The organism is Jeotgalibacillus marinus, from assembly GCF_040801915.1.
Lineage (GTDB): Bacteria > Bacillota > Bacilli > Bacillales > Jeotgalibacillaceae > Jeotgalibacillus > Jeotgalibacillus marinus.
Genome location: NZ_JBFMIA010000003.1, coordinates 144,732 through 166,031, shown reverse-complemented (window position 1 = coordinate 166,031; position 21,300 = coordinate 144,732). Strand labels below are relative to the sequence as shown.

Annotated in this window: 23 protein-coding genes; all 23 read left to right on the top strand. The window is 40.0% G+C overall.

Translation table 11 applies throughout. The features are described 5' to 3' along the window. The 23 genes from plsX to dprA all read left to right on the top strand — a co-directional run bounded on the left by plsX (window position 1) and on the right by dprA (window position 21,218). Window positions 1–990: a phosphate acyltransferase PlsX gene (gene plsX / locus AB1471_RS05940; RefSeq protein WP_367778817.1), complete on the top strand. Its 990-nt coding sequence runs from the start codon at window positions 1–3 to the stop codon at window positions 988–990. A gap of 12 nt (window positions 991–1,002) precedes the next feature. Continuing rightward, window positions 1,003–1,944 (top strand): ACP S-malonyltransferase, encoded by a 942-nt coding sequence (gene fabD, locus AB1471_RS05935; RefSeq protein WP_367778816.1) that lies wholly within the window; start codon window positions 1,003–1,005, stop codon window positions 1,942–1,944. Between the two features lies 1 nt (window position 1,945). Further along, window positions 1,946–2,689, top strand: coding sequence for a 3-oxoacyl-[acyl-carrier-protein] reductase (gene fabG, locus AB1471_RS05930; protein ID WP_367778815.1), 744 nt, complete (start codon window positions 1,946–1,948; stop codon window positions 2,687–2,689). Between the two features lie 79 nt (window positions 2,690–2,768). Next, window positions 2,769–2,990: an acyl carrier protein gene (gene acpP, locus AB1471_RS05925; RefSeq protein ID WP_437342339.1), complete on the top strand. Its 222-nt coding sequence runs from the start codon at window positions 2,769–2,771 to the stop codon at window positions 2,988–2,990. Between the two features lie 130 nt (window positions 2,991–3,120). Then, window positions 3,121–3,876: a ribonuclease III gene (rnc, locus tag AB1471_RS05920; RefSeq protein ID WP_367778813.1), complete on the top strand. Its 756-nt coding sequence runs from the start codon at window positions 3,121–3,123 to the stop codon at window positions 3,874–3,876. Then, window positions 3,876–7,445 (top strand): chromosome segregation protein SMC, encoded by a 3,570-nt coding sequence (gene smc, locus AB1471_RS05915; protein ID WP_367778812.1) that lies wholly within the window; start codon window positions 3,876–3,878, stop codon window positions 7,443–7,445. The genes rnc and smc overlap by 1 nt, the downstream gene beginning before the upstream one ends. Window positions 7,446–7,462: 17 nt before the next feature. Then, window positions 7,463–8,461: a signal recognition particle-docking protein FtsY gene (ftsY, locus tag AB1471_RS05910; RefSeq protein ID WP_367778811.1), complete on the top strand. Its 999-nt coding sequence runs from the start codon at window positions 7,463–7,465 to the stop codon at window positions 8,459–8,461. 101 nt (window positions 8,462–8,562) lie between these two features. Continuing rightward, complete coding sequence (locus AB1471_RS05905; protein ID WP_367778810.1) at window positions 8,563–8,898, top strand: putative DNA-binding protein; 336 nt, start codon at window positions 8,563–8,565, stop codon at window positions 8,896–8,898. A 14-nt stretch (window positions 8,899–8,912) separates the two neighbouring features. Then, window positions 8,913–10,265 (top strand): signal recognition particle protein, encoded by a 1,353-nt coding sequence (gene ffh, locus AB1471_RS05900; RefSeq protein ID WP_367778809.1) that lies wholly within the window; start codon window positions 8,913–8,915, stop codon window positions 10,263–10,265. A gap of 108 nt (window positions 10,266–10,373) precedes the next feature. Beyond that, complete coding sequence (gene rpsP / locus AB1471_RS05895) at window positions 10,374–10,646, top strand: 30S ribosomal protein S16 (RefSeq protein WP_367778808.1); 273 nt, start codon at window positions 10,374–10,376, stop codon at window positions 10,644–10,646. An 11-nt stretch (window positions 10,647–10,657) separates the two neighbouring features. After that, window positions 10,658–10,894, top strand: a complete 237-nt coding sequence (locus AB1471_RS05890; RefSeq protein ID WP_367778807.1) for a KH domain-containing protein — start codon at window positions 10,658–10,660, stop codon at window positions 10,892–10,894. A 67-nt stretch (window positions 10,895–10,961) separates the two neighbouring features. After that, the gene (locus tag AB1471_RS05885; RefSeq protein WP_367778989.1) at window positions 10,962–11,345 is read left to right on the top strand and encodes a YlqD family protein; all 384 of its coding nucleotides are present in this window, start codon (window positions 10,962–10,964) and stop codon (window positions 11,343–11,345) included. A 2-nt stretch (window positions 11,346–11,347) separates the two neighbouring features. Beyond that, window positions 11,348–11,863, top strand: coding sequence for a ribosome maturation factor RimM (gene rimM, locus AB1471_RS05880; protein ID WP_367778806.1), 516 nt, complete (start codon window positions 11,348–11,350; stop codon window positions 11,861–11,863). Next, the gene (gene trmD, locus AB1471_RS05875) at window positions 11,863–12,603 is read left to right on the top strand and encodes a tRNA (guanosine(37)-N1)-methyltransferase TrmD (RefSeq protein ID WP_367778805.1); all 741 of its coding nucleotides are present in this window, start codon (window positions 11,863–11,865) and stop codon (window positions 12,601–12,603) included. Before rimM ends, trmD begins: the two co-directional genes overlap by 1 nt. Before the next feature lie 129 nt (window positions 12,604–12,732). Then, a complete protein-coding gene (gene rplS / locus AB1471_RS05870) occupies window positions 12,733–13,077 on the top strand; it encodes a 50S ribosomal protein L19 (RefSeq protein WP_367778804.1) in 345 nt (114 codons plus the stop codon). Between the two features lie 302 nt (window positions 13,078–13,379). After that, the gene (lepB, locus tag AB1471_RS05865) at window positions 13,380–13,910 is read left to right on the top strand and encodes a signal peptidase I (RefSeq protein ID WP_367778803.1); all 531 of its coding nucleotides are present in this window, start codon (window positions 13,380–13,382) and stop codon (window positions 13,908–13,910) included. A gap of 32 nt (window positions 13,911–13,942) precedes the next feature. Continuing rightward, window positions 13,943–14,815 (top strand): ribosome biogenesis GTPase YlqF, encoded by an 873-nt coding sequence (gene ylqF, locus AB1471_RS05860; RefSeq protein WP_367778802.1) that lies wholly within the window; start codon window positions 13,943–13,945, stop codon window positions 14,813–14,815. Between the two features lie 189 nt (window positions 14,816–15,004). Then, a complete protein-coding gene (gene rnhB, locus AB1471_RS05855) occupies window positions 15,005–15,781 on the top strand; it encodes a ribonuclease HII (RefSeq protein ID WP_367778801.1) in 777 nt (258 codons plus the stop codon). 11 nt (window positions 15,782–15,792) lie between these two features. Further along, entirely contained in the window at window positions 15,793–17,706 is a 1,914-nt protein-coding gene (locus AB1471_RS05850) for a TP0910 N-terminal domain-containing protein (RefSeq protein ID WP_367778800.1), read from the top strand. Then, window positions 17,703–17,984 (top strand): EscU/YscU/HrcU family type III secretion system export apparatus switch protein, encoded by a 282-nt coding sequence (locus AB1471_RS05845; RefSeq protein WP_367778799.1) that lies wholly within the window; start codon window positions 17,703–17,705, stop codon window positions 17,982–17,984. The genes AB1471_RS05850 and AB1471_RS05845 overlap by 4 nt, the downstream gene beginning before the upstream one ends. Before the next feature lie 176 nt (window positions 17,985–18,160). Then, complete coding sequence (sucC, locus tag AB1471_RS05840; RefSeq protein ID WP_367778798.1) at window positions 18,161–19,321, top strand: ADP-forming succinate--CoA ligase subunit beta; 1,161 nt, start codon at window positions 18,161–18,163, stop codon at window positions 19,319–19,321. A gap of 18 nt (window positions 19,322–19,339) precedes the next feature. Next, complete coding sequence (sucD, locus tag AB1471_RS05835) at window positions 19,340–20,242, top strand: succinate--CoA ligase subunit alpha (protein WP_367778797.1); 903 nt, start codon at window positions 19,340–19,342, stop codon at window positions 20,240–20,242. Between the two features lie 70 nt (window positions 20,243–20,312). Next, window positions 20,313–21,218: a DNA-processing protein DprA gene (gene dprA, locus AB1471_RS05830; protein WP_367778796.1), complete on the top strand. Its 906-nt coding sequence runs from the start codon at window positions 20,313–20,315 to the stop codon at window positions 21,216–21,218. Window positions 21,219–21,300 lie beyond the last annotated feature (82 nt).

Sequence of the window (21,300 nt, the reverse complement as noted above, 5' to 3'; positions counted from 1 at the left end):
GTGAAAATTGCAGTAGATGCAATGGGAGGCGACCACGCCCCGAAAGAAATTGTACTTGGAGCGATGAAGGTAATCAAAGAATTCCCTTCTGTGACGATCCAACTATTTGGAGACGAAGAGAAAATCCGCCCATTTTTAACGAACGGGCAAAATGTTGAGATTATACATACAACAGAAATGATTTTAAGTACAGATGAACCAGTACGTGCAGTACGGAGGAAAAAAGAAGCTTCCATGGTGTTAATGGCCCAGTCTGTAAAAGATGGTCATGCAGATGCTTGTGTGTCTGCAGGGAATACAGGTGCACTTATGGCTGCAGGGTTATTTGTAGTAGGACGCATTAAAGGCATCGAACGACCAGCGCTAGCCCCTACGCTTCCAACAATGGATGGAAAAGGCTTTGTGATGCTTGATTTAGGTGCTAACGCAGACGCAAAACCTGAGCATCTTCTTCAATACGCTGTGATGGGTAGTATCTATGCTGAAAAGGTACGAGGAACCGCTCAGCCAACTGTCGGTCTTTTAAATATAGGGACCGAAGAGAAAAAAGGAAATGAACTGACAAAAGAAACGTATGATCTGTTAAAAGAAGCTGACCTTAATTTTATTGGGAATGTTGAATCAAGAGACCTTCTTAACGGTGTGGCAGATGTTGTAGTGACAGATGGATTTACGGGGAATATGGTCCTTAAGTCCATTGAGGGAACAGCTCAAGCTCTTTTTGGAATATTAAAAGAAACATTTACTTCATCGTTAAAGGCGAAAATTGCAGCTGGACTTGTTCAAAACGATCTGCGTGCTTTAAAAAGTAAAATGGATTACACAGAATACGGTGGTGCTGCTCTATTCGGATTAAGCGCACCAGTCATAAAAGCACATGGTTCATCTAATGCAAATGCTATATATAATGCGATCAAACAAGCGAATAGTATGGCAGAACAACGTGTTGCAACAATGATCGTTGACGCACTAAACAAAGAACAACAGTAAAGGAGTACAACAATGTCTAAAATTGCATTTATCTTTCCTGGACAAGGTTCTCAAGTAGTTGGTATGGGGCAAGATTTCTTAGAATATGACAGTTCGAGAGAAATATTTCAACAAGCGGATGCCAGCATAAGTGAATCATTATCTACACTTATGTTTGAGGGCCCTCAAGATACATTAACAAAAACATTCAATGCGCAACCGGCTCTTTTAACTTCGAGCATTGCGATTTTATCCGTGTTGAAAGAACAAGGCGTTCATGCAGATTATGTAGCGGGCCATAGTCTTGGGGAGTATTCCGCTTTGGTTGCGGCTGAAGCGATGAGTTTTGAAGATGCTGTCAGGACCGTTCGTAAACGCGGCGAGCTAATGGAAGAAGCTGTTCCGGATGGGCAAGGTAAAATGGCTGCTATATTAGGTCTAGACCGTGAAACATTAAAACAAGTTACTGATCAGGTAACAGATAGCGGATTTCCTGTTCAACTTGCAAATTTAAATTGTCCTGGTCAAATTGTTATTTCGGGATCAGCTGAAGGGGTTGAAAAAGCTTCCGAACTCGCAAAAGAACAAGGTGCAAAACGTTGCTTACAGCTAAATGTGAGTGGACCGTTTCATTCAAGTTTAATGAAACCGGCAGCGGAAAGATTTCAAGACGTTATTTCAACCGTTAAAGTTGAAGATGCAAAAATTCCTGTTGTTGCAAACGTAACTGCAGATCCCGTTTTTGATTCTTCAAAAATCAAAAAGCTCCTAGTGACTCAGCTTTATTCACCAGTTTTATGGGAAGATACAGTGGTTAAATTAGTCGATCTAGGGGTAGATACGTTTATAGAGATTGGGCCAGGAAAGGTTTTATCTGGTCTTGTGAAAAAAATCAATCGACGAGCAAGAACGTTACCTGTATTTGATGAACAGACCCTACAGGCAGCGATCAAGGTGTTAAAGGAGGATCAATAAAATGAAATTAGAAGGAAAAGTGGCACTTGTAACAGGTGCATCACGTGGCATTGGTCGTGAAATTGCAATTGAACTTGCAAAAAATGGAGCAGACGTTGCAGTGAATTATAGCGGAAGCAAGGAAAGAGCCGAAGAAGTTGCGCAAGCAGTAAAAGATCTTGGCAGAGATGCTCTTGTGGTGCAAGCGAATGTTGCCGAAAGTGATCAAGTTCAATCGATGATCAAAGACACACTTGCTCATTTTGGTAAAATTGATTTGCTAATCAATAATGCAGGTGTGACACGTGATAACTTGTTAATGCGTATGAAAGAAGACGAGTGGGATGATGTTATGAACATCAACTTAAAAGGAGTCTTTTTAACGACAAAAGCTGTGTCAAGAAGCATGATGAAACAGCGCAGTGGTCGGATTATCAATATCTCTTCTATTGTTGGCGTTACAGGTAATCCAGGTCAAGCAAATTATGTAGCTTCAAAAGCAGGCGTTATAGGGCTAACAAAAACAGCTGCGAAGGAACTTTCTTCTAGAGGGATCACGGTTAATGCTATAGCTCCTGGATTTATCGAAACAGATATGACGGATCAACTAACGAATGATATTCAAAATGAAATGAAAAAACAAATCCCATTAGCTCGATTTGGACAGCCAGAAGACATTGCACGCGTTGTTGTTTTCTTAAGCAGTGACGATGCATCTTACATGACTGGACAAACCTTACATGTTGATGGTGGAATGGTGATGTAAAAAATCATAAGCGGTAGTTTATTTCAGTCAGGTTTTCAATTATAATACTTGAAGGGAGGTGACAAACGTGGCAGAAGTTATGGATCGTGTAACAAAAATTATCGTTGACCGCTTAGGCGTAGATGAATCTGAAATTAAGCTTGAAGCTTCATTTAAGGAAGATCTTGGTGCTGATTCTCTTGATGTAGTTGAATTAGTAATGGAGCTTGAAGATGAATTTGATATGGTTATTTCTGATGAAGATGCAGAAAAGATTGGTACAGTTGGTGATGCAGTTAGTTACATACAAGAAAAAATGTAATGAATCATCCAGCCAAGAAGACGTTTTCTACAAATGAGGTAAAACTTGGCATGTTTTAACATGCCAAGTTTTATTTTATAAAAAATTGGTATGTCAATTTATAAAGAAAAGAAACGGCAAGGTGAAGTTCATGGGTAAATTTAAAAAAGATCAGACTGCAGCAAAAAGAATGGAAGAACGATTCCAAGCCTTTCAGCAGGAGCATAACATTCAATTTAACGATTATAAGCTTTTAATGAAGGCTTTTACACATTCATCCTATGTGAATGAGCATCGCAGGAAACCATACGAAGATAATGAACGCCTTGAGTTCTTAGGTGACGCGGTACTTGAATTAACCGTATCACATTTTTTATTCGAAAGATTCCCAACCATGAGTGAGGGAGAAATGACAAAATTGAGAGCGGCGATAGTATGCGAGCCTTCACTTGTTATTTTTGCGAATGAATTAAACTTTGGTGATCTTATTTTGCTAGGCAAAGGAGAAGAACAAACGGGTGGCCGTATGAGACCAGCGTTACTCGCGGATGTTTTTGAGGCATTTATTGGTGCCCTTTACCTTGACCAAGGAATGGAGCAGGTTCGCGCAATCTTAGCGAAAGTGGTATTTCCAAAAGTAAATACAGGTGCTTTTTCGCATGTGATGGATTTTAAAAGTCAGCTCCAAGAATTTATCCAACGAAATCATTCGGGTGTATTGAGCTACGAAATTTTAAAAGAAAAAGGCCCGGCTCATAACCGTGAATTCGTTTCTCGTGTGTTATTGGGTGATGAAGAACTTGGGATTGGTTCAGGTCGTTCAAAAAAAGAAGCTGAACAACACGCCGCTCAAAAAGCGTTAGAATACCTAAGAAACAAGACGCAAGCACAACAGGTGGATTCATAATGCTTTTAAAAAGGTTAGATATTTTAGGCTTTAAATCGTTTGCTGAACGGATTGCAATAGATTTTGTACCCGGCGTAACGGCTGTTGTTGGACCGAACGGCAGTGGGAAAAGTAATATCACCGACGCCATTCGTTGGGTACTCGGGGAACAATCTGCAAAATCGCTGCGTGGTGGCAAAATGGAAGATGTTATTTTTGCCGGCAGTGATGCTAGAAAACCATTAAATATTGCTGAGGTAACGCTAACTCTCGATAACGAGGATATGGCGTTACCTCTTGATTATGCAGAAGTAAGCGTCACACGGAGAGTATTTCGTTCTGGTGACAGCGAGTATCTCTTAAACAATCAACCATGTCGTTTAAAAGATATTGTTGATTTATTTATTGATTCGGGACTTGGCAAAGAAGCGTTTTCAATTATTGGTCAAGGTCGAGTAGAGCAAATATTAAATAGTAAACCCGAAGATCGCCGTGTTATTTTAGAAGAAGCAGCAGGTGTTTTAAAATATAAAAACCGTCGTAAAAAAGCGGACATACGATTAACAGAAACACAAGAAAACCTTTACCGTGTGAAAGATATTTTACATGAACTTGAGGGGCAGGTAGAGCCACTTAAAATTCAATCTTCCATTGCACAAGAATATTTGGGGAAAAAAGAAGAGCTCAAACGAACAGAAGTAGCGCTCCTCGTTCACGATATCGAACAAATGAACAACGACTGGGAGCAGTCCAAAGAAAAGCACGAGGAAATTCGACAACAAGAAAAGCAAAAACAAATTTTGATCAAAGAAAACGAAGAGTTACTCGCACAAAAGCGCGTAGAAATAAAGCAATGTGATGTTGAAATTGAGGAACTGCAAAAAGAATTGTTGTCCATAACTGAAGAAGCCGAACAACTCGACGGTCGTCGTCAGGTTTTAATTGAAAGGCGAAAAAATGCTAATCAGAACGAAGAACAGCTACAACAATCGATGGGCGAGCTGGATGATCAAATCATTCGTTCTGAACGAGCGATTAAGGAAAATAACGTTCAAATTGAGGAGAACACAACACGTGTAAATACGTTAACTAAGGATGTTAGAAGCATTCAGCAATCGTTAAAACTACTTGAAGAAGATATTGAAGAGCAGCTTGAAAAAGTAAAGAATGATTACTTTGACATGTTAACTCAAAAAACAACGATTAAAAATGAATTGAGCTATGCCGACCAACAACTTGAACAACAAGAAAAAAGGGCAAATAAGCTCCATGGTCAAAATAGTCATTATATTGAAGAAAGAAACACATGGCTTCACGCTAAAGAAAATAACATTCAAGAATTAAGAAAAGTTGAAAAACAATTGCAGCAAGCAACGAGTCAATTTACTAATACACAACAGCAAGTTAAAGTGCAAAAACAAGAGTATGAACAACTTGAAGAAAAACTTTACAAGGCGTATCAGTTTGTTAGTGAAGCAAAATCGAGAAAAAGTATGCTTGAAACAATGGAAGAAGACTTTTCTGGATTTTTTCAGGGTGTAAAAGAAATTCTGAAAGCACGTACAACAAAGTTGACTGGAATTGAAGGAGCAATTGCTGAGTTAATTTCTGTTGATAAGCACTATGAGTTAGCCATTGAAACAGCACTTGGTGGATCGATGCAAAGCATAGTGGCAGTAACCGAAAAAGATGCTAGAGATGCCATTCAGTTTTTAAAACAAAACCGATTTGGGCGAGCAACTTTTTTGCCAATGTCGGTCATAAAACCGAAGTCATTGCAGCCGCATCAGTTAATGATTGCAAAAGAACATCCTGCATTTATTGATGTGGCTTCATCGATTGTTAGTTATAGTGAACGCCACGAAACGATTGTGGGTAGCTTGCTTGGCAATGTCTTAATTGTAAAAGATTTAAAAGGGGCCAATGAATTAGCAGTTAAGCTTCAGCATCGCTTTCGATTTGTGACTGTCGATGGAGATATTGTCAATCCAGGTGGATCGATGACTGGTGGAGCGCAATCAAAAAAAGGTGCATCATTGTTATCTAGAAGAAATGAACTAGATCAATTGGTAGGTCAAATTCCTCGAATGGAACGAACATCAGCTCTACTCGAGCAAAAAGTAAAAGCAGCAAAGCATTCAATTACCGAGCTTGAAAAAGAAGTAGAAAAAGTCCGCTCGCAAGGAGAGTCACTTCGCATCAAAGAATCCGAAGTAAAATCTGCACTAAGAGAAACTGAAGCTACTTTAAAGAGGACGGATGATCGATTATCACTGTATGATCTTGAAATGGGTGAGTTTAACGACTCAAGAGAAGAGCTTACAAAGAAAAAGTCTTCTTTAACGAAGCGGTTATCTTTAATGGACGAAGCATTGAACTCACTTAATAAACAGATGCAAACGTTAACTCAAAAGAAAGAATCTCATCGTACGTCAAAAGATGAACTTGTTGAAAAATTGTCGCTGATGCAGTCGAACTTTGCTGTGGCAAAAGAACAGCAACAACAATTAGCCCGTGAAACAAAAGGGTTGAAAGAAATACTTAACGATACTGTACAACGTAAAAAGACACTTTCTGAGGATCTTAAGTGGCTTACACAAGAGATGACAAGCGGAGAAGATCAAACCGAAGTATTGCAGCGGTCGATGGAAGATAAACAACAAAGTCGTAAGGATACCGTGGCAACTGTTGAATTGAAAAAACAAGCTCGCTTAAACTTACATCAACAAAATGAAGAAATTACGCAATCGCTGAAGGAATTGACGAGACTTCATAAAGGACTAGTAGATGGTCTAAGCGATGAACTCATTCGAGTCAATCGCTTAGAAGTGGAGATTGACAATCGCCTTAACCGTTTACAAGAAGAGTACGAACTAACATATAATGGTGCGAAAGAACTTTTTCCACTCGAATTACCAACCGAAGATGCGAGAAGACACGTGAAGCTGACAAAGTTATCAATTGAAGAACTTGGTAATGTAAATCTAGGGGCTATTGAAGAGTATGAACGTGTTGCTGAACGTTATGATTTTCTACATGAACAACAAACAGACTTACTCGATGCTAAAAAAAACTTACAAGAAGTTATTGAAGAAATGGATGATGAGATGTCACGCCGTTTCGGTGAAACATTTGATCAAGTGAAAGTTCATTTTACAGCAGTTTTTAAAGAGTTGTTTGGAGGTGGTCGAGCAGAGCTGAAACTGACGGATCCGAATGATCTGTTACATGCTGGAGTCGATATTGTTGCTCAGCCACCAGGAAAGAAACTGCAAAACCTTGGATTAATGTCAGGTGGCGAGCGTGCATTAACAGCAATTGCGCTGTTATTTTCGATTTTAAAAGTACGACCTGTCCCATTTTGCATATTAGATGAGGTGGAAGCGGCGCTTGATGAAGCAAATGTTCACCGTTTTAGCCAATATCTACATCGTTTCAGTCAACAATCTCAGTTTATCGTCATTACGCACCGTAAAGGAACAATGGAAGGCGCTGACGTGCTGTATGGTGTAACGATGCAGGAGTCGGGTATATCAAAACTCGTGTCTGTTCGTTTAGAAGAACAAGACCCTATACAACAATTATCCTAGAAGGGAAGAAGAGATCTATGAGTTTCTTTAAAAAACTAAAAGATAAATTCACAGCATCTGAAGACTCAATGACTAATAAATTCCGTGAGGGTTTAACGAAAACACGTGACAATTTCACTGCAAAAGTGAACGACTTAGTCGCACGTTATCGCACGGTTGATGAAGATTTCTTTGAAGAGCTTGAGGAAATTCTTTTTCAAGCAGATGTCGGTTTTGACACAGTAATGAAACTTGTTGAAGAACTTAAAATGGAAGTGAAAAGACAAAATATTCAAGATAGTAAAGACATTCGTAGCGTTATTTCACAAAAACTTGTTGAAATTTATCAAGGGGATGATGAATTAGATGCTTCTCTTTCGATTCAAGAAGAGGGACTGACTGTTGTTTTATTTGTAGGTGTCAATGGGGTTGGAAAAACGACTACGATCGGTAAGCTTGCTCATCAGCTAAAAGAAGATGGTAAAAAAGTGATGCTGGCAGCTGGTGACACCTTTAGAGCAGGTGCGATCGAACAGCTAGAAGTGTGGGGAGACCGTGTTGGTGTTGATGTGATCAAACAAGGGGAAGGATCAGATCCTGCTGCTGTCATGTTTGATGCAGTGCAATCTGCTAAAGCACGAAAGGCGGATGTTCTTATTTGTGATACGGCAGGTCGTCTACAAAATAAAGTGAATTTGATGAAAGAACTTGAAAAGGTTAAGCGGGTTATTGAACGAGAAGTACCTGGTGCACCACATGAAGTGCTTATAGCGCTTGATGCGACAACAGGTCAAAATGCTATGACACAAGCGAAAACCTTTAAAGAAGTGACCGATGTTTCTGGTATCGTTTTAACAAAGCTAGATGGCACTGCTAAAGGTGGAATTGTTCTTGCAATCAAGCAAGAGCTTGGCATTCCTGTGAAATACGTTGGACTAGGTGAGCAAATGGATGATTTACAGCCGTTTGATGCCGAAAAATATGTTTATGGTTTATTCTCTGACTTGGTGGATGAAGAACCAAGCGAAATCGAGTAATAATCGTCAATTGATATACAAGGGTGTAACTTGACACAGCAACATGAAATCGGTATGATTTCATGTGTAAAGGATTTTCTCTTAACAAAGGAGTGTCTGACATGCTAGCGAAGACGACCCGCGTCAATTTTTTATTTGATTTTTATCAAATGTTGTTAACGCCTAAGCAGCGAAGCTACATGTCTCTTTACTATCTGGATGACTATTCTCTTGGTGAGATTGCCGATGAATATGACGTGAGTAGACAGGCGGTTTATGATAATATTCGAAGAACAGAGGCAATGCTTGAAGAATACGAATCCAAGCTATTGCTATTTCAAAAATTTCAAGAGCGTGCAAAAATGATCGAGCAATTAAAAACAGCTGTTGCTGATAAATCAATAGTTGATGTTACAGGGTTGCTACAGATTATTGATGCGCTTGAGAAGTTGGAATAGGGGGCGGCACTAATATGGCATTTGAAGGATTAGCCGACCGACTGAAAGGCTCCATTCAAAAAATTCGCGGAAAAGGAAAAGTAAACGAAGCGGATGTCAAAGAAATGATGAGAGAAGTTCGTCTCGCTCTTTTGGAGGCGGATGTTAACTTTAAAGTCGTAAAAACCTTTGTTAAACGAGTAAGTGAACGAGCAGTAGGCCAAGAAGTAATGCAAAGCTTAACGCCAGGTCAGCAGGTTATTAAAGTGGTTAAAGAAGAACTGACTGAATTGATGGGCGGAGAGCAAAGTCAAATCGCAGTCGCAAAAAAACCACCAACTGTTATTATGATGGTCGGTTTACAAGGTGCTGGTAAAACAACCACTGCTGGTAAACTGGCAAGTCTTTTGCGTAAAAAGCACAACCGTAAACCGTTGCTCGTAGCTGCTGATATTTATCGGCCAGCTGCGATTAAACAGCTTGAAACGATCGGTATGCAGCTTAATTTGCCTGTTTTCTCTATGGGTGATCAAGTGAGCCCTGTCGAAATAGCGAAAGAAGGTATTGCTAAAGCGAAAGAAGAGCATCATGATTATGTGTTAATTGATACAGCTGGTCGACTTCATGTGGATGAAGCATTGATGGATGAGTTAAAACAAATCAAAGAGTTATCATCACCTGATGAAATCTTTTTAGTCGTTGATGCTATGACAGGTCAAGATGCTGTCAATGTTGCGCAAAATTTTGATGAAGCAATCGGTGTAACCGGCGTGGTTTTAACAAAACTTGATGGGGATACTCGTGGTGGTGCGGCGCTTTCAATCCGTGCTGTCACAGAAAAACCAATCAAATTTGTTGGTATGGGAGAAAAAATGGATGCGCTTGAAGCGTTCCATCCTGAACGTATGGCTTCTCGTATTCTAGGAATGGGCGATATGTTATCACTTATCGAAAAAGCCCAAACTAACGTGGACGAAGAAAAAGCCAAAGAGATGGAGAAAAAGTTGCGAACGGCTTCCTTTACTCTCGATGACTTTTTAGAACAGCTTGGCCAAGTGAAACAAATGGGGCCACTTGATGAATTGATAAAAATGATCCCTGGTGCAAACAAAATGAAAGGGATCGACAACATTAAGGTGGATGACAAACAGCTTGAGCACGTGGAAGCGATTATTAAGTCGATGACAATGAAAGAAAAAGAGCAGCCTGAAATAATCAATGCGAGCCGAAGAAAAAGAATTGCACGTGGTAGCGGGAGGACTATTCAAGAAGTAAACCGCCTACTAAAGCAATTTGAAGAAATGAAAAAAATGATGAAACAAATGACAAATTCCCAACAAAAAGGAAAAAATCGCGGCGGTGGATTTAAATTTCCATTTGGTCAATAATGCTTTTTTCTTTAAAAAAATCATGTGTTAAGAAAAAAGACTTTACAAAGGGCCAATCCCTTGTTATTATACTATCTTGTGTGAAACTATTCGGAGGTGCAATTAAAAATGGCAGTAAAAATTCGTTTAAAACGCATGGGTGCTAACAAAAACCCATTCTATCGTATTGTAGTAGCAGATTCTCGTTCACCACGTGATGGACGATTCATCGAAACAGTGGGAACTTATAATCCAGTTGCTAACCCAGCAATCGTTAACATTAACGAAGACTTGGTTCTTAAATGGATGAAAGACGGCGCTAAGCCTTCTGATACAGTTCGTAACCTACTATCAAACGAAGGTATTATGGAAAAATTCCATAATGCTAAAAATAGTAAGTAAGAGACTCGTACATGACAGAGCTTATCAAAACAATTGTCAAGCCTCTTGTAGATCACCCAGAGTCAGTCAGTGTGGAGACATCTGAAAACGATCGAACCATCACTTATCGACTATTCGTTCATAAAGACGATATGGGGAAAGTCATTGGCAAACAAGGCAGAGTTGCGAAGGCCATACGTACAGTTACTTTTGCTGGAGTGGGATCACAACAGCAAAAGAGAACCGTAATTGAAATAGTGGATCAGTAAAGGGAGGCCGAGTCCTCCCTTTTTCCATATGTAAATTTCAGAACAGGGGGAACGACCGTTGCAAATTATGCAAAAGGCAATCGTAAAAGAAATTATGACCAATTCATCAAAATCCCGACTGAAAGAATCATTTAACGGAAAAATAAAAAAAGCTGAGAAAGAATGTGACCAACTAATTTTTCAAGAAAAGAAATTGGAAAAAAAGTTTGAACAATCTTCAGGTACAGTGAAGCAAAAGATTCAACAAGAACTGAACAAGAGAAGACAATTCATTCGTACGATGCATGCACAGATGAAAACAATCGAAGAAATGCCAATGGGTACGGAGTATACATTGTCTGAGACCGATACAATTGTAGATTTACACGAAGGCAGCATATGGCATCCAGATCAAAAACCAGTCATCGTACTTGAAGATGGTATGGTGAAAGAGATTCGACAGAGGTGGTAAACATGAGCAACTGGTATAATGTAGGGAAAATCGTAAATACGCATGGCATACGCGGTGAAGTGCGTGTCATTTCAAGAACGGACTTCCCGGATGAGCGCTATGTACCTGGAAACGTTCTTTTTTTATTCACTGATTCTAAAAGTGAACCGAAAGAATTAACGATTAAAAGTCATCGTAAGCACAAAAATTTTGATTTGCTGGCATTTGAAGGGTTTGACAATGTAAATCTAGTCGAACCATTTAGAGATGGCATGCTGAAGGTGTCTGAAGATCAACGGGGCACACTCTCAGACAATGAGTTCTACTATCATGAAATTATTGGCTGCGAAGTCTTAACGATGGATCAATCAACGCTTGGTACTATTATTGAAATCTTGTCTCCAGGTGCGAATGATGTGTGGGTTGTCAAAGGGAAAGATGGTAAGGAAGTGTTAATTCCATATATCGAATCGGTCGTGAAGAATGTAGATATTTCTTCTAAGAGGGTCACAATTGAATTGATGGAGGGCTTGTTGTAATGAAAATCGATGTGTTATCGCTTTTTCCCCCGATGTTTGAAGGTGTGTTTGGCGAATCGATTTTAAAAAAGGCGCAGGAAAAGAAAGCAGTTGAGTTGAATGTAATTGATTTCAGAGAGTTTTCACCTCATAAGCAGAAGTCAGTTGATGATTATCCGTATGGTGGTGGCGCGGGGATGGTGTTAAAGCCTGAGCCAATCTTTGAAGCGATTGATCATGTGGCAAGCTCCTCTAATAAAAAACCACGTATCGTCCTTATGTGTCCCCAGGGCGAGCGCTATTGTCAAGCAAAGGCTGAAGAGCTTTCCAAGGAAGATCATCTCATTTTTGTTTGTGGGCATTATGAAGGTTATGATGAGCGCATAAGAGAGCATCTTGTTACTGATGAAATTTCGATAGGAGATTTTGTTTTAACGGGTGGAGAGCTTGGTGCAATGGTCGTGATCGATTCTGTTGTCCGTTTATTACCACAAGTGCTAGGCAATGAACAATCAGCAATAAAGGATTCGTTTTCAAGTGGTTTGCTCGAGCACCCACATTATACAAGACCTGCTAGCTACCGAGGGATGGATGTCCCGGAGGTATTAACGTCTGGCAACCATGCTCATATCGATGAGTGGCGCTTGAAAGAGTCATTAAAGCGTACTTGGCAAAGGCGACCTGATTTGCTGGAGATCTATCCACTTACGTCCGCACAAAAAAAATGGATTCATGAGTGGGAAAAGCTAAAAGATAGTTGAATGATGGTCTACACTATGGTACTATAAATCTTGTGCCAAGTTTACATTACGTGAACAGGTCATTGAAAACGGTGTTCCGCTGCAAAGGCATTGGAGAGCAAGAGCATCTGTTGGAAGGAGTTGAAATCGATGCATAACTTGATTCAAGAAATCACTCAAGAACAATTACGTTCAGAACTTCCGTCATTCAAACCTGGTGATACTGTTAAAGTACACGTTAAGGTTGTTGAGGGAACTCGTGAGCGTATCCAGGTCTATGAAGGCGTAGTAATTAAACGTCGTGGCGGTGGAGTAAGTGAAACTTTCACAGTTCGTAAGATCTCTTACGGCGTGGGCGTTGAGCGTACATTCCCAGTACACACACCAAAGATCGCGAAACTTGATGTTGTGCGTCGCGGTAAAGTTCGCCGTGCGAAACTTTACTACCTACGCAATCTGCGTGGTAAAGCGGCCCGCATTAAAGAGATTCGATAATATCGGGAGAAAGGAGCTTGCTTGCAGGCTCCTTTTTTGTGCGTTTATATATGTTTGGATCCTTCAGAGAGCGGAGGGATGGGGCTGAGATTGTCTTGGGCGATAAGTTATTAGAATGAGCAGCCGTATTCCACTCAAATAGTCGTCGACTTCTCACAAACCGTTATTATTAACTACCTCATTGAAGAAAGGTCACATAATACATTCGACTAGATGGTTTACATCCATCGAGCACTCACTTATGTGCTACAATAATTAAAATAACAAGTTTCACATTGTGTAACAGTAGTGGGGGGAGCCAAGTGAAAAAGAAGAATGTATGGTGGGAATGGACAAAGGCGTTAGTAATTGCTATTTCAATCGCAGCGGTTATACGTTTCTTTTTATTTACCCCGATTGTCGTTGACGGATTATCGATGATGCCAACGCTTCAAAATGGGGATCGAATGGTTGTTAATAAGGTAAATTATAAATTATCACCACCAGAGCGTTTTGATGTTATTGTGTTCCATGCGCCAGAACAACGAGATTACATAAAACGAGTCATCGGATTACCAGGTGATAAAATTACTTTAATCGATGACCAATTATATATCAATGATGAACCAATGGATGAGCCGTATTTAGATGGCTATAAAGAGGAATTATCAGGTGGTGTATTAACTGAGGATTTCACATTGGAGCAAGTTCCAGATGGAGAACTTTTTGTAATGGGGGACAATCGCCGTTACAGTAAGGATAGTCGTGATATAGGAACGGTCGAAATTGAAGAAGTAATCGGCAATACAAGCCTGGTCTTTTGGCCATTGCAAGAAATTCGAGTAGTCGATTAGCAGTAAGAAAGAGCAAATAAGGAGTGACAATAATGACGATACAATGGTTTCCAGGCCATATGGCAAAAGCAAGGCGTCAAGTAACAGAAAAACTAAAGCTTGTTGATATCATTTTTGAATTAGTCGATGCACGAATTCCAGTTTCATCAAGAAACCCAATGATTGATGAAATTATTCAACAAAAACCACGACTCATTTTAATTAACAAAGCAGACATGGCGGATCCGAATCGCACAAAGCAATGGATCTCCTATTTTGAGGGTCAAGGAATTCGGGCCATTGCAATCAATTCAGATAAAGGCGTAGGCCTACAGCAAATTCATAAAATAACGAAGGAAATTCTTAAAGAAAAATGGGATCGTATGCGTTCACGTGGTATCAAACCACGTGCTGTTCGTGCAATGATTGTTGGAATTCCAAACGTAGGGAAATCAACTTTAATCAATCGTTTAGTAAAGAAAAATATTGCACAAACGGGCAACCGACCAGGTGTGACCAAAGCACAGCAGTGGATTAAAGTTGGCAAGGAGATGGAGCTGCTTGATACACCGGGAATTCTGTGGCCTAAATTTGAAGATCCAGAAATAGGTTATCGCTTAGCGTTAACAGGCGCAATAAAAGATACATTACTTAATCTGCAAGACATCGCGATCTATGCACTTAAATTCCTTGAAACATACTATCCTGATCGACTAAAAGCGCGCTATGAGCTAGAAGAAATTCCACAAGACATTGTTGAGCTATTCGGAATAATCGGAACAAGAAGAGGCTGTTTGATGGCAGGTGGCGTTGTTGATTTTGACAAAACTGCTGATATAATCGTGCGCGATGTGCGAAATATTCAATTCGGACCTTTGACATTTGATCTTGAAATACTAGTAAACAAAGATGAGGACAAAGAGTAACCCTGTGTTAATAAGGTAGGTTCGTTTGTTGAATAACCGTATCCTAATAAACTGCCTTCTTAGGTAAGGTATCTTCACCATACCACCTGTTGTAGAAATTCACGACTGGCCGAAATTTTCTCGGGCATCCTGACCCTATTTATATGGGGTCTTTATTTTTTTATTTTTTTGCCGATATTTATAGTAAGGATGATGACTATGAAGGAATCAATTAAAGAAATTGAAGCGCATTTGCGAGTAATGCAATCTGACGATGACCCAAGACTCCACCAATGGAAGAACGACGATCGTAAAGGTGTTGAGCGATTGCTCCATTCATTTTATAAAAGACTTCAAAAAAAACAACTAATGCACGAACGTTTCGTTGAGATGAGTTCATTTGAAAGAGAAGCAAGAGAAAATAGATATCTCTTTATTGCTGGGGTTGACGAAGTTGGAAGGGGGCCCCTAGCAGGTCCAGTCGTTGCAGCAGCAGTCATCCTACCTGAAGGTTTTTATTTGCCGGGGTTAGACGATTCAAAAAAGCTAAATGAATCTGCCAAAGCACGATTTTTTGATCTGATTACACAACAAGCAATATCAATTGGTATTGGTTACGCTAGCGCTAAGGAAATTGACGAAGTAAACATCTATCAAGCAACAAAAATAGCCATGCAACGTGCCTTAAATGCGTTAGAAGTGATACCAGACATGTTGCTCATAGATGCCATGACTCTTGATGTTGAAACTTCGCAACAGTCGATTATAAAAGGTGACGCGAGAAGTGTTAGCATTGCGGCTGCTTCAGTTGTTGCTAAGGTCACACGTGATCGCTATATGGCTGAACTTGCCAATACGTATCCTTCTTACAAATTTGAACGAAATGCCGGCTATGGTACGAAAGAACACCTAGAAGGATTACATACAGACGGACCGTGTAAAGAGCATCGGTTTAGCTTCGAGCCCGTTCGTGTATTAACTAAATGAGAGGTGAATATATGCCATCATCATTGATTCCGAGTGGACAAAGAACACTTGTCCCTTCCACTACTCAGCAGCAAAAAAGCCAACCGTTAAAAGATGGTCAAATTGTCTTCGGTGTGATCAAGAAACATTTATCAAATCAAATGGCTGAAGTTCAAGTGGGCAATCAAAAAATAATTGCCAAACTTACGTCTCCTATAAACAAAGGGGACAGACAATGGCTTCAAGTATCAGAAAGTGCACGAGGGACTGAGCTTAAGGTTGTATCTGCACCTTTAGATCGCGCTACAACACAACGAATGGTATCTAGTTTACTGGATCACCTAGGGTTAGTAAAAACAACTGAGATGAGAAGCCTAGTAGCCCAGATGGTCAAAGAACAGTGGACGATGAATAAAGAAATATTAACAAAAACCGCCGAGTTTTTGTCAATGTCTAACAACAAACAAGAAGCGTTATCTATTATTCGTTTGATGATGTCTAAGGGTGTTCCTTTTACAACAGAAGTGTTTCAGTCGATCAAAAATGGTAATCAAATAATGACTCCCTCCATTTCCGTGCAGCTCGACCAGCTTTCACAAATGATCAAACTAGAGCCTGCATCTCCAATAGTGACACGGACACTTGCTGCAATTGATTCAGTAGAAGCCCCATTTCAACGACAAATCACGCAGCAAACCATTGCCAACCTTTCGCAGATGCTCGGCGATCAATCAGTACCAGCTAGACTTCGTTTACAAGCATTGCAAGTTTTACAACAATTGCAGGTACTTCCGCAACAAGCAACTTTGTCAAATTGGACCAGTGTAGCAATGCAGTCTTTGGTAAGTAGTGAAAGTGGTGGTGAGGTCAAGCAAGCGATCATTCAAATCGCTTCAGGTCAAGAAGTAGCTGTTGCTAGTGCTACGATTCAGCAACAACTTACAACGATCAATCAAACCCTGCAACAGGCTCCTAGAGTGGAAGGGATGACTGAAAAGGTACAGCAAATGGTACAACAAATTATAGAAACCATCCATCTTCTCAAGCAGCCAGTAGCTGGGCAACAAAAGGCTGAAAAAGTATTTGCTACGTTAATACAATCACAAGTACTTATTCAACAGCTTCAAAATGATAATAGCCGTAACCTGGCAAATATAATGGAATTACTCTCGCAAAGCGGTTCGAAACAACAGCAATTACAAGCGATGTTGATGAATAGATCAAACCAAGGTTCAGCGATTCCTCAACTATCATCTGAAGCACAAGAGCTGATTTTTGCTATGATGGCTAAAGCACAAGGTACTATTAATCAACAGCTTAATGGAAAAACACTTGAAACGATGATGAGAACAGTATTTGACTCGCTCGGCGTAGATTATGAAGCAAAGCTTACTCGATCAACTGTACCTATAGACCGGATCACCGAAAGCTTGAAACCACAACTGTTAACTTTAATTCAGGACCCGATGATCAGCGCTCAAACAAAAGATGCAGCTGATAGCCTATTAGCTCGGTTTAACGGTCAACAAATTTTATCTGCTGAAAATGGTCCACTCCAGCAAATTTTGTATCAAATTCCGATTGTTTTTATAGGGCAAAAAATGGATGTAACGATGCAGTGGACTGGACGTAAAAAGCAAGACGGTACCCTTGATCCAAATCATGCGAGGATTTTGTTTTATTTACAGCTAGCATCACTTAATGAGACTGTCATCGATATGCAGGTGCAAAATCGTGTAGTGTCGGTTGATTTTTATAATGAACGTGATGGTTTACAAGCGCTTGCTGAACCCTTCACTCCTTTGTTGAAAAACAGTCTAGAAAAAATGGATTATCAGCTTTCAACGCTAAAATTTTTTTCAACAAAAGAAATAGATCCACCTATTATCAAACCAGTGGAAGACCAACTGGATTCCTTTTACTCAGGAGTGGATATACGTATATGACAGACGAATCAAAACATAAACGAAAAGAAGCAGTAGCCCTCACCTATAACACTGATAAAGATGATGTGCCTGTCGTAATTGGGAAAGGGAAAGGGAAAATTGCTGAATCTATCCTCGCCAAAGCACACGAGCACAATATACCGATTCAGGAAGATCCGAACTTAGTTGAGTTACTTGGTCAGTTAGACATAAATGAATCCATTCCAGCTGAATTATTTCAGGCAGTGGCAGAGGTTTTTGCTTTTGTTTATCGTTTAGATAAAGTTGCAAATAAATAGATATTTAGACAAAAAACTTCGCGAGTTTCGTGGAGTTTTCGCTTTTTGTTTAATTTTTCTTCTGTTAATTTGCCCTTTTTTCGCAAGTTTTGTCGTAAATGGTAGACAGAGGTCCTGTCATCTAATACAATGAAAGCGCAGTCTTTTTTTAATAGAGTTTGATAGGAGGATGGAACATGAATATCCATGAGTATCAAGGGAAGGAACTCCTCAGAAAATATGGGGTATCCGTTCCACGAGGTTTTGTTGCTTTCACACCAAAAGAAGCGGTGGATGCAGCGAAAGAACTTGGCACTGACATTACAGTGGTTAAGGCGCAGATCCATGCTGGAGGTCGCGGCAAGGCTGGTGGCGTTAAAATCGCTAAAAACTTAGATGATGTGCGTACATATTCAAAAGAACTTTTAGGTAAAACACTTGTTACACATCAAACAGGTCCTGAAGGAAAAGAAATCAAACGTATTCTAATTGAAGAAGGATGTGACATTAAGAGCGAGTACTACATCGGTCTTGTTCTTGATCGTGCAACATCTCGTATTACATTGATGGCCTCTGAAGAAGGTGGAACGGAGATTGAAGAAGTTGCTGAAGCGACTCCTGAAAAAATCTTCCGTGAAACAATTGATCCAATCGTTGGATTAACCGCTTTCCAAGCACGCCGAGTAGCTTTTAACATTAACATTCCAAATGAATTAGTTGGTAAAACGGTTAAATTCATGCTTGGACTTTATAAAATGTTCGTAGAAAAAGATTGTTCAATCGCTGAGATTAACCCACTTGTAACAACAGGTGATGGGAACGTAATGGCACTTGATGCAAAACTTAACTTCGATGCAAATGCTCTTTACCGTCAAAAAGATGTAATGGAATTCCGTGATCTTGATGAAGAAGACGCAAAAGAAATCGAAGCATCAAAATATGACCTTAGCTATATCGCATTAGACGGTGATATCGGTTGTATGGTAAATGGTGCAGGTCTTGCGATGGCTACAATGGATATCATTAAACACTACAGCGGAGATCCTGCAAACTTCCTTGATGTTGGTGGTGGTGCTACAGCTGAAAAAGTAACAGAAGCTTTTAAGATCATCCTTTCTGACTCAAAAGTTAAAGGTATCTTTGTTAATATCTTCGGTGGAATTATGAAATGTGACATTATTGCTGAGGGCGTTGTTGAAGCAGCGAAGCAAGTTGATCTTAACGTTCCACTTGTCGTTCGGTTAGAAGGCACGAACGTTGACCTAGGCAAAAAGATCCTAAGTGAATCAGGGCTTGATATCGTTGCAGCTGAAACAATGGCTGATGGCGCGCAAAAAATTGTGGAACTAGTTGGCTAAGAAAGGCAGGGAGCATAAATGAGTGTTTTTATTGATAAGAATACAAAAGTATTAGTTCAAGGAATCACGGGTTCAACTGCCCTATTCCATACGAAGCAAATGTTAGAATATGGAACAAAAATTGTTGCAGGTGTTACACCTGGTAAAGGTGGCACAGAAGCTGCAGGCGTACCTGTATTTGATACAGTAGAAGCTGCAGTGAAAGCAACTGGTGCAAATGTTTCAGTCATCTATGTACCTGCTCCATTCGCAGCAGATGCGATTTTAGAAGCGGTAGATGCTGATCTTGATATGGCAATCTGTATTACAGAGCATATCCCAGTAATCGACATGGTCAAAGTTAAGCGTTTCATGGAAGGTAAGAAAACACGTCTTGTAGGACCTAACTGCCCTGGTGTAATCACACCTGATGAGTGTAAAATCGGTATCATGCCTGGTTATATTCATACAAAAGGTCACGTAGGTGTTGTATCTCGTTCTGGAACGCTAACATACGAAGCGGTACATCAGCTTTCTCAAGAAGGTATTGGTCAGTCTACTGCCGTAGGAATTGGTGGAGATCCGGTTAATGGAACAAACTTCATCGACGCACTTGAAGCGTTCAACAATGATGATGACACGTATGCAGTAATCATGATTGGCGAAATCGGTGGTACAGCTGAAGAAGAAGCAGCTGAATGGGTGAAAGCAAACATGAAAAAACCTGTTGTAGGTTTTATCGGAGGTGCTACAGCCCCTCCTGGAAAGCGTATGGGCCATGCTGGTGCGATCATTTCTGGCGGTAAAGGTACAGCTGAAGAAAAAATTAAAGTCATGAATCAATGTGGAATCCAAGTAGCAGATACTCCATCTGTTATGGGTGAAACTCTGATCAATGTATTGAAAGAGCAAGGTATTTACGACACGTGTAAAACACACTAAATCATAGAGGATGAATAGCCCCTGTATCTTACAGGGGCTATTTCCCTCTAAATTAAATAGGAGGTTTTGTATGTCACGATTAGAAGTAAGAAACCGATTATTGCATCTTCACTATGGGCAAATACTTACTAATCAACAACTGATCCAATGGCTTGAAATTGATCCCACTTTTATTTATTGGGAGCGGAAAATACCCCCATTTTGGCCGCGATTACCTTCTTTAACTGTTACACAACAATTTCAACTACGAAACTATCATGCGACCTATCATTCCACATCACTCCCATACAATTTATTCCTTCAAAACACAAACTTTATGACAATTTTAGATACAGACTACCCACCCCAACTAAAAGAAATATGGGACCCACCTGTCATCCTCTATGCAAAAGGTGATTTAGAAAAGCTGCAATCGACGTTTTTTTTAGCTGTTGTTGGAGCGAGAAAATCAGATCATTATACGATGCAGAGCTTGAAAACGATCGTACCTGCATTACTTACGCGCGACGTGTGTATTGTGAGTGGAATGGCGGCAGGTGCAGATGGTCAAGCACATTGGTTGTCATTAAAAGGGAGTACAATCGGCGTCTTAGGAAGTGGCTTTGACCATCTTTACCCAGCTGTTCATGCAGAACTTTATCAGGAAATGATTACACACCAATTACTTCTTTCAGAATATCCTCCATTTATTTCACCTCAAAAACGATTTTTTCCAATGAGAAACCGTATTATTGCGGGACTGTCAAGGGGAGTTCTAGTGACTCAAGCTGCTGTTCGCAGCGGATCGATGATCACTGTTGATCGAGCGCTAGAAGAAGGGAGAGACGTTTTCGCTGTACCTGGACCGATCCATCACGAACTATCGATGGGTACTAACTACTTAATACAACAAGGAGCAAAGCTTGTTACAAACTCAAAAGATATAATGGAAGAGTGGGGGATGGAGGAAAATCCTCCACAATCTTTATTAAAATAGTTGCATTTTCTAAAAAGATGGTTTACATTGTGCTTCAGACGTTGTAAACACATGTAAGAATCTTTTTTAATTAACATGATGT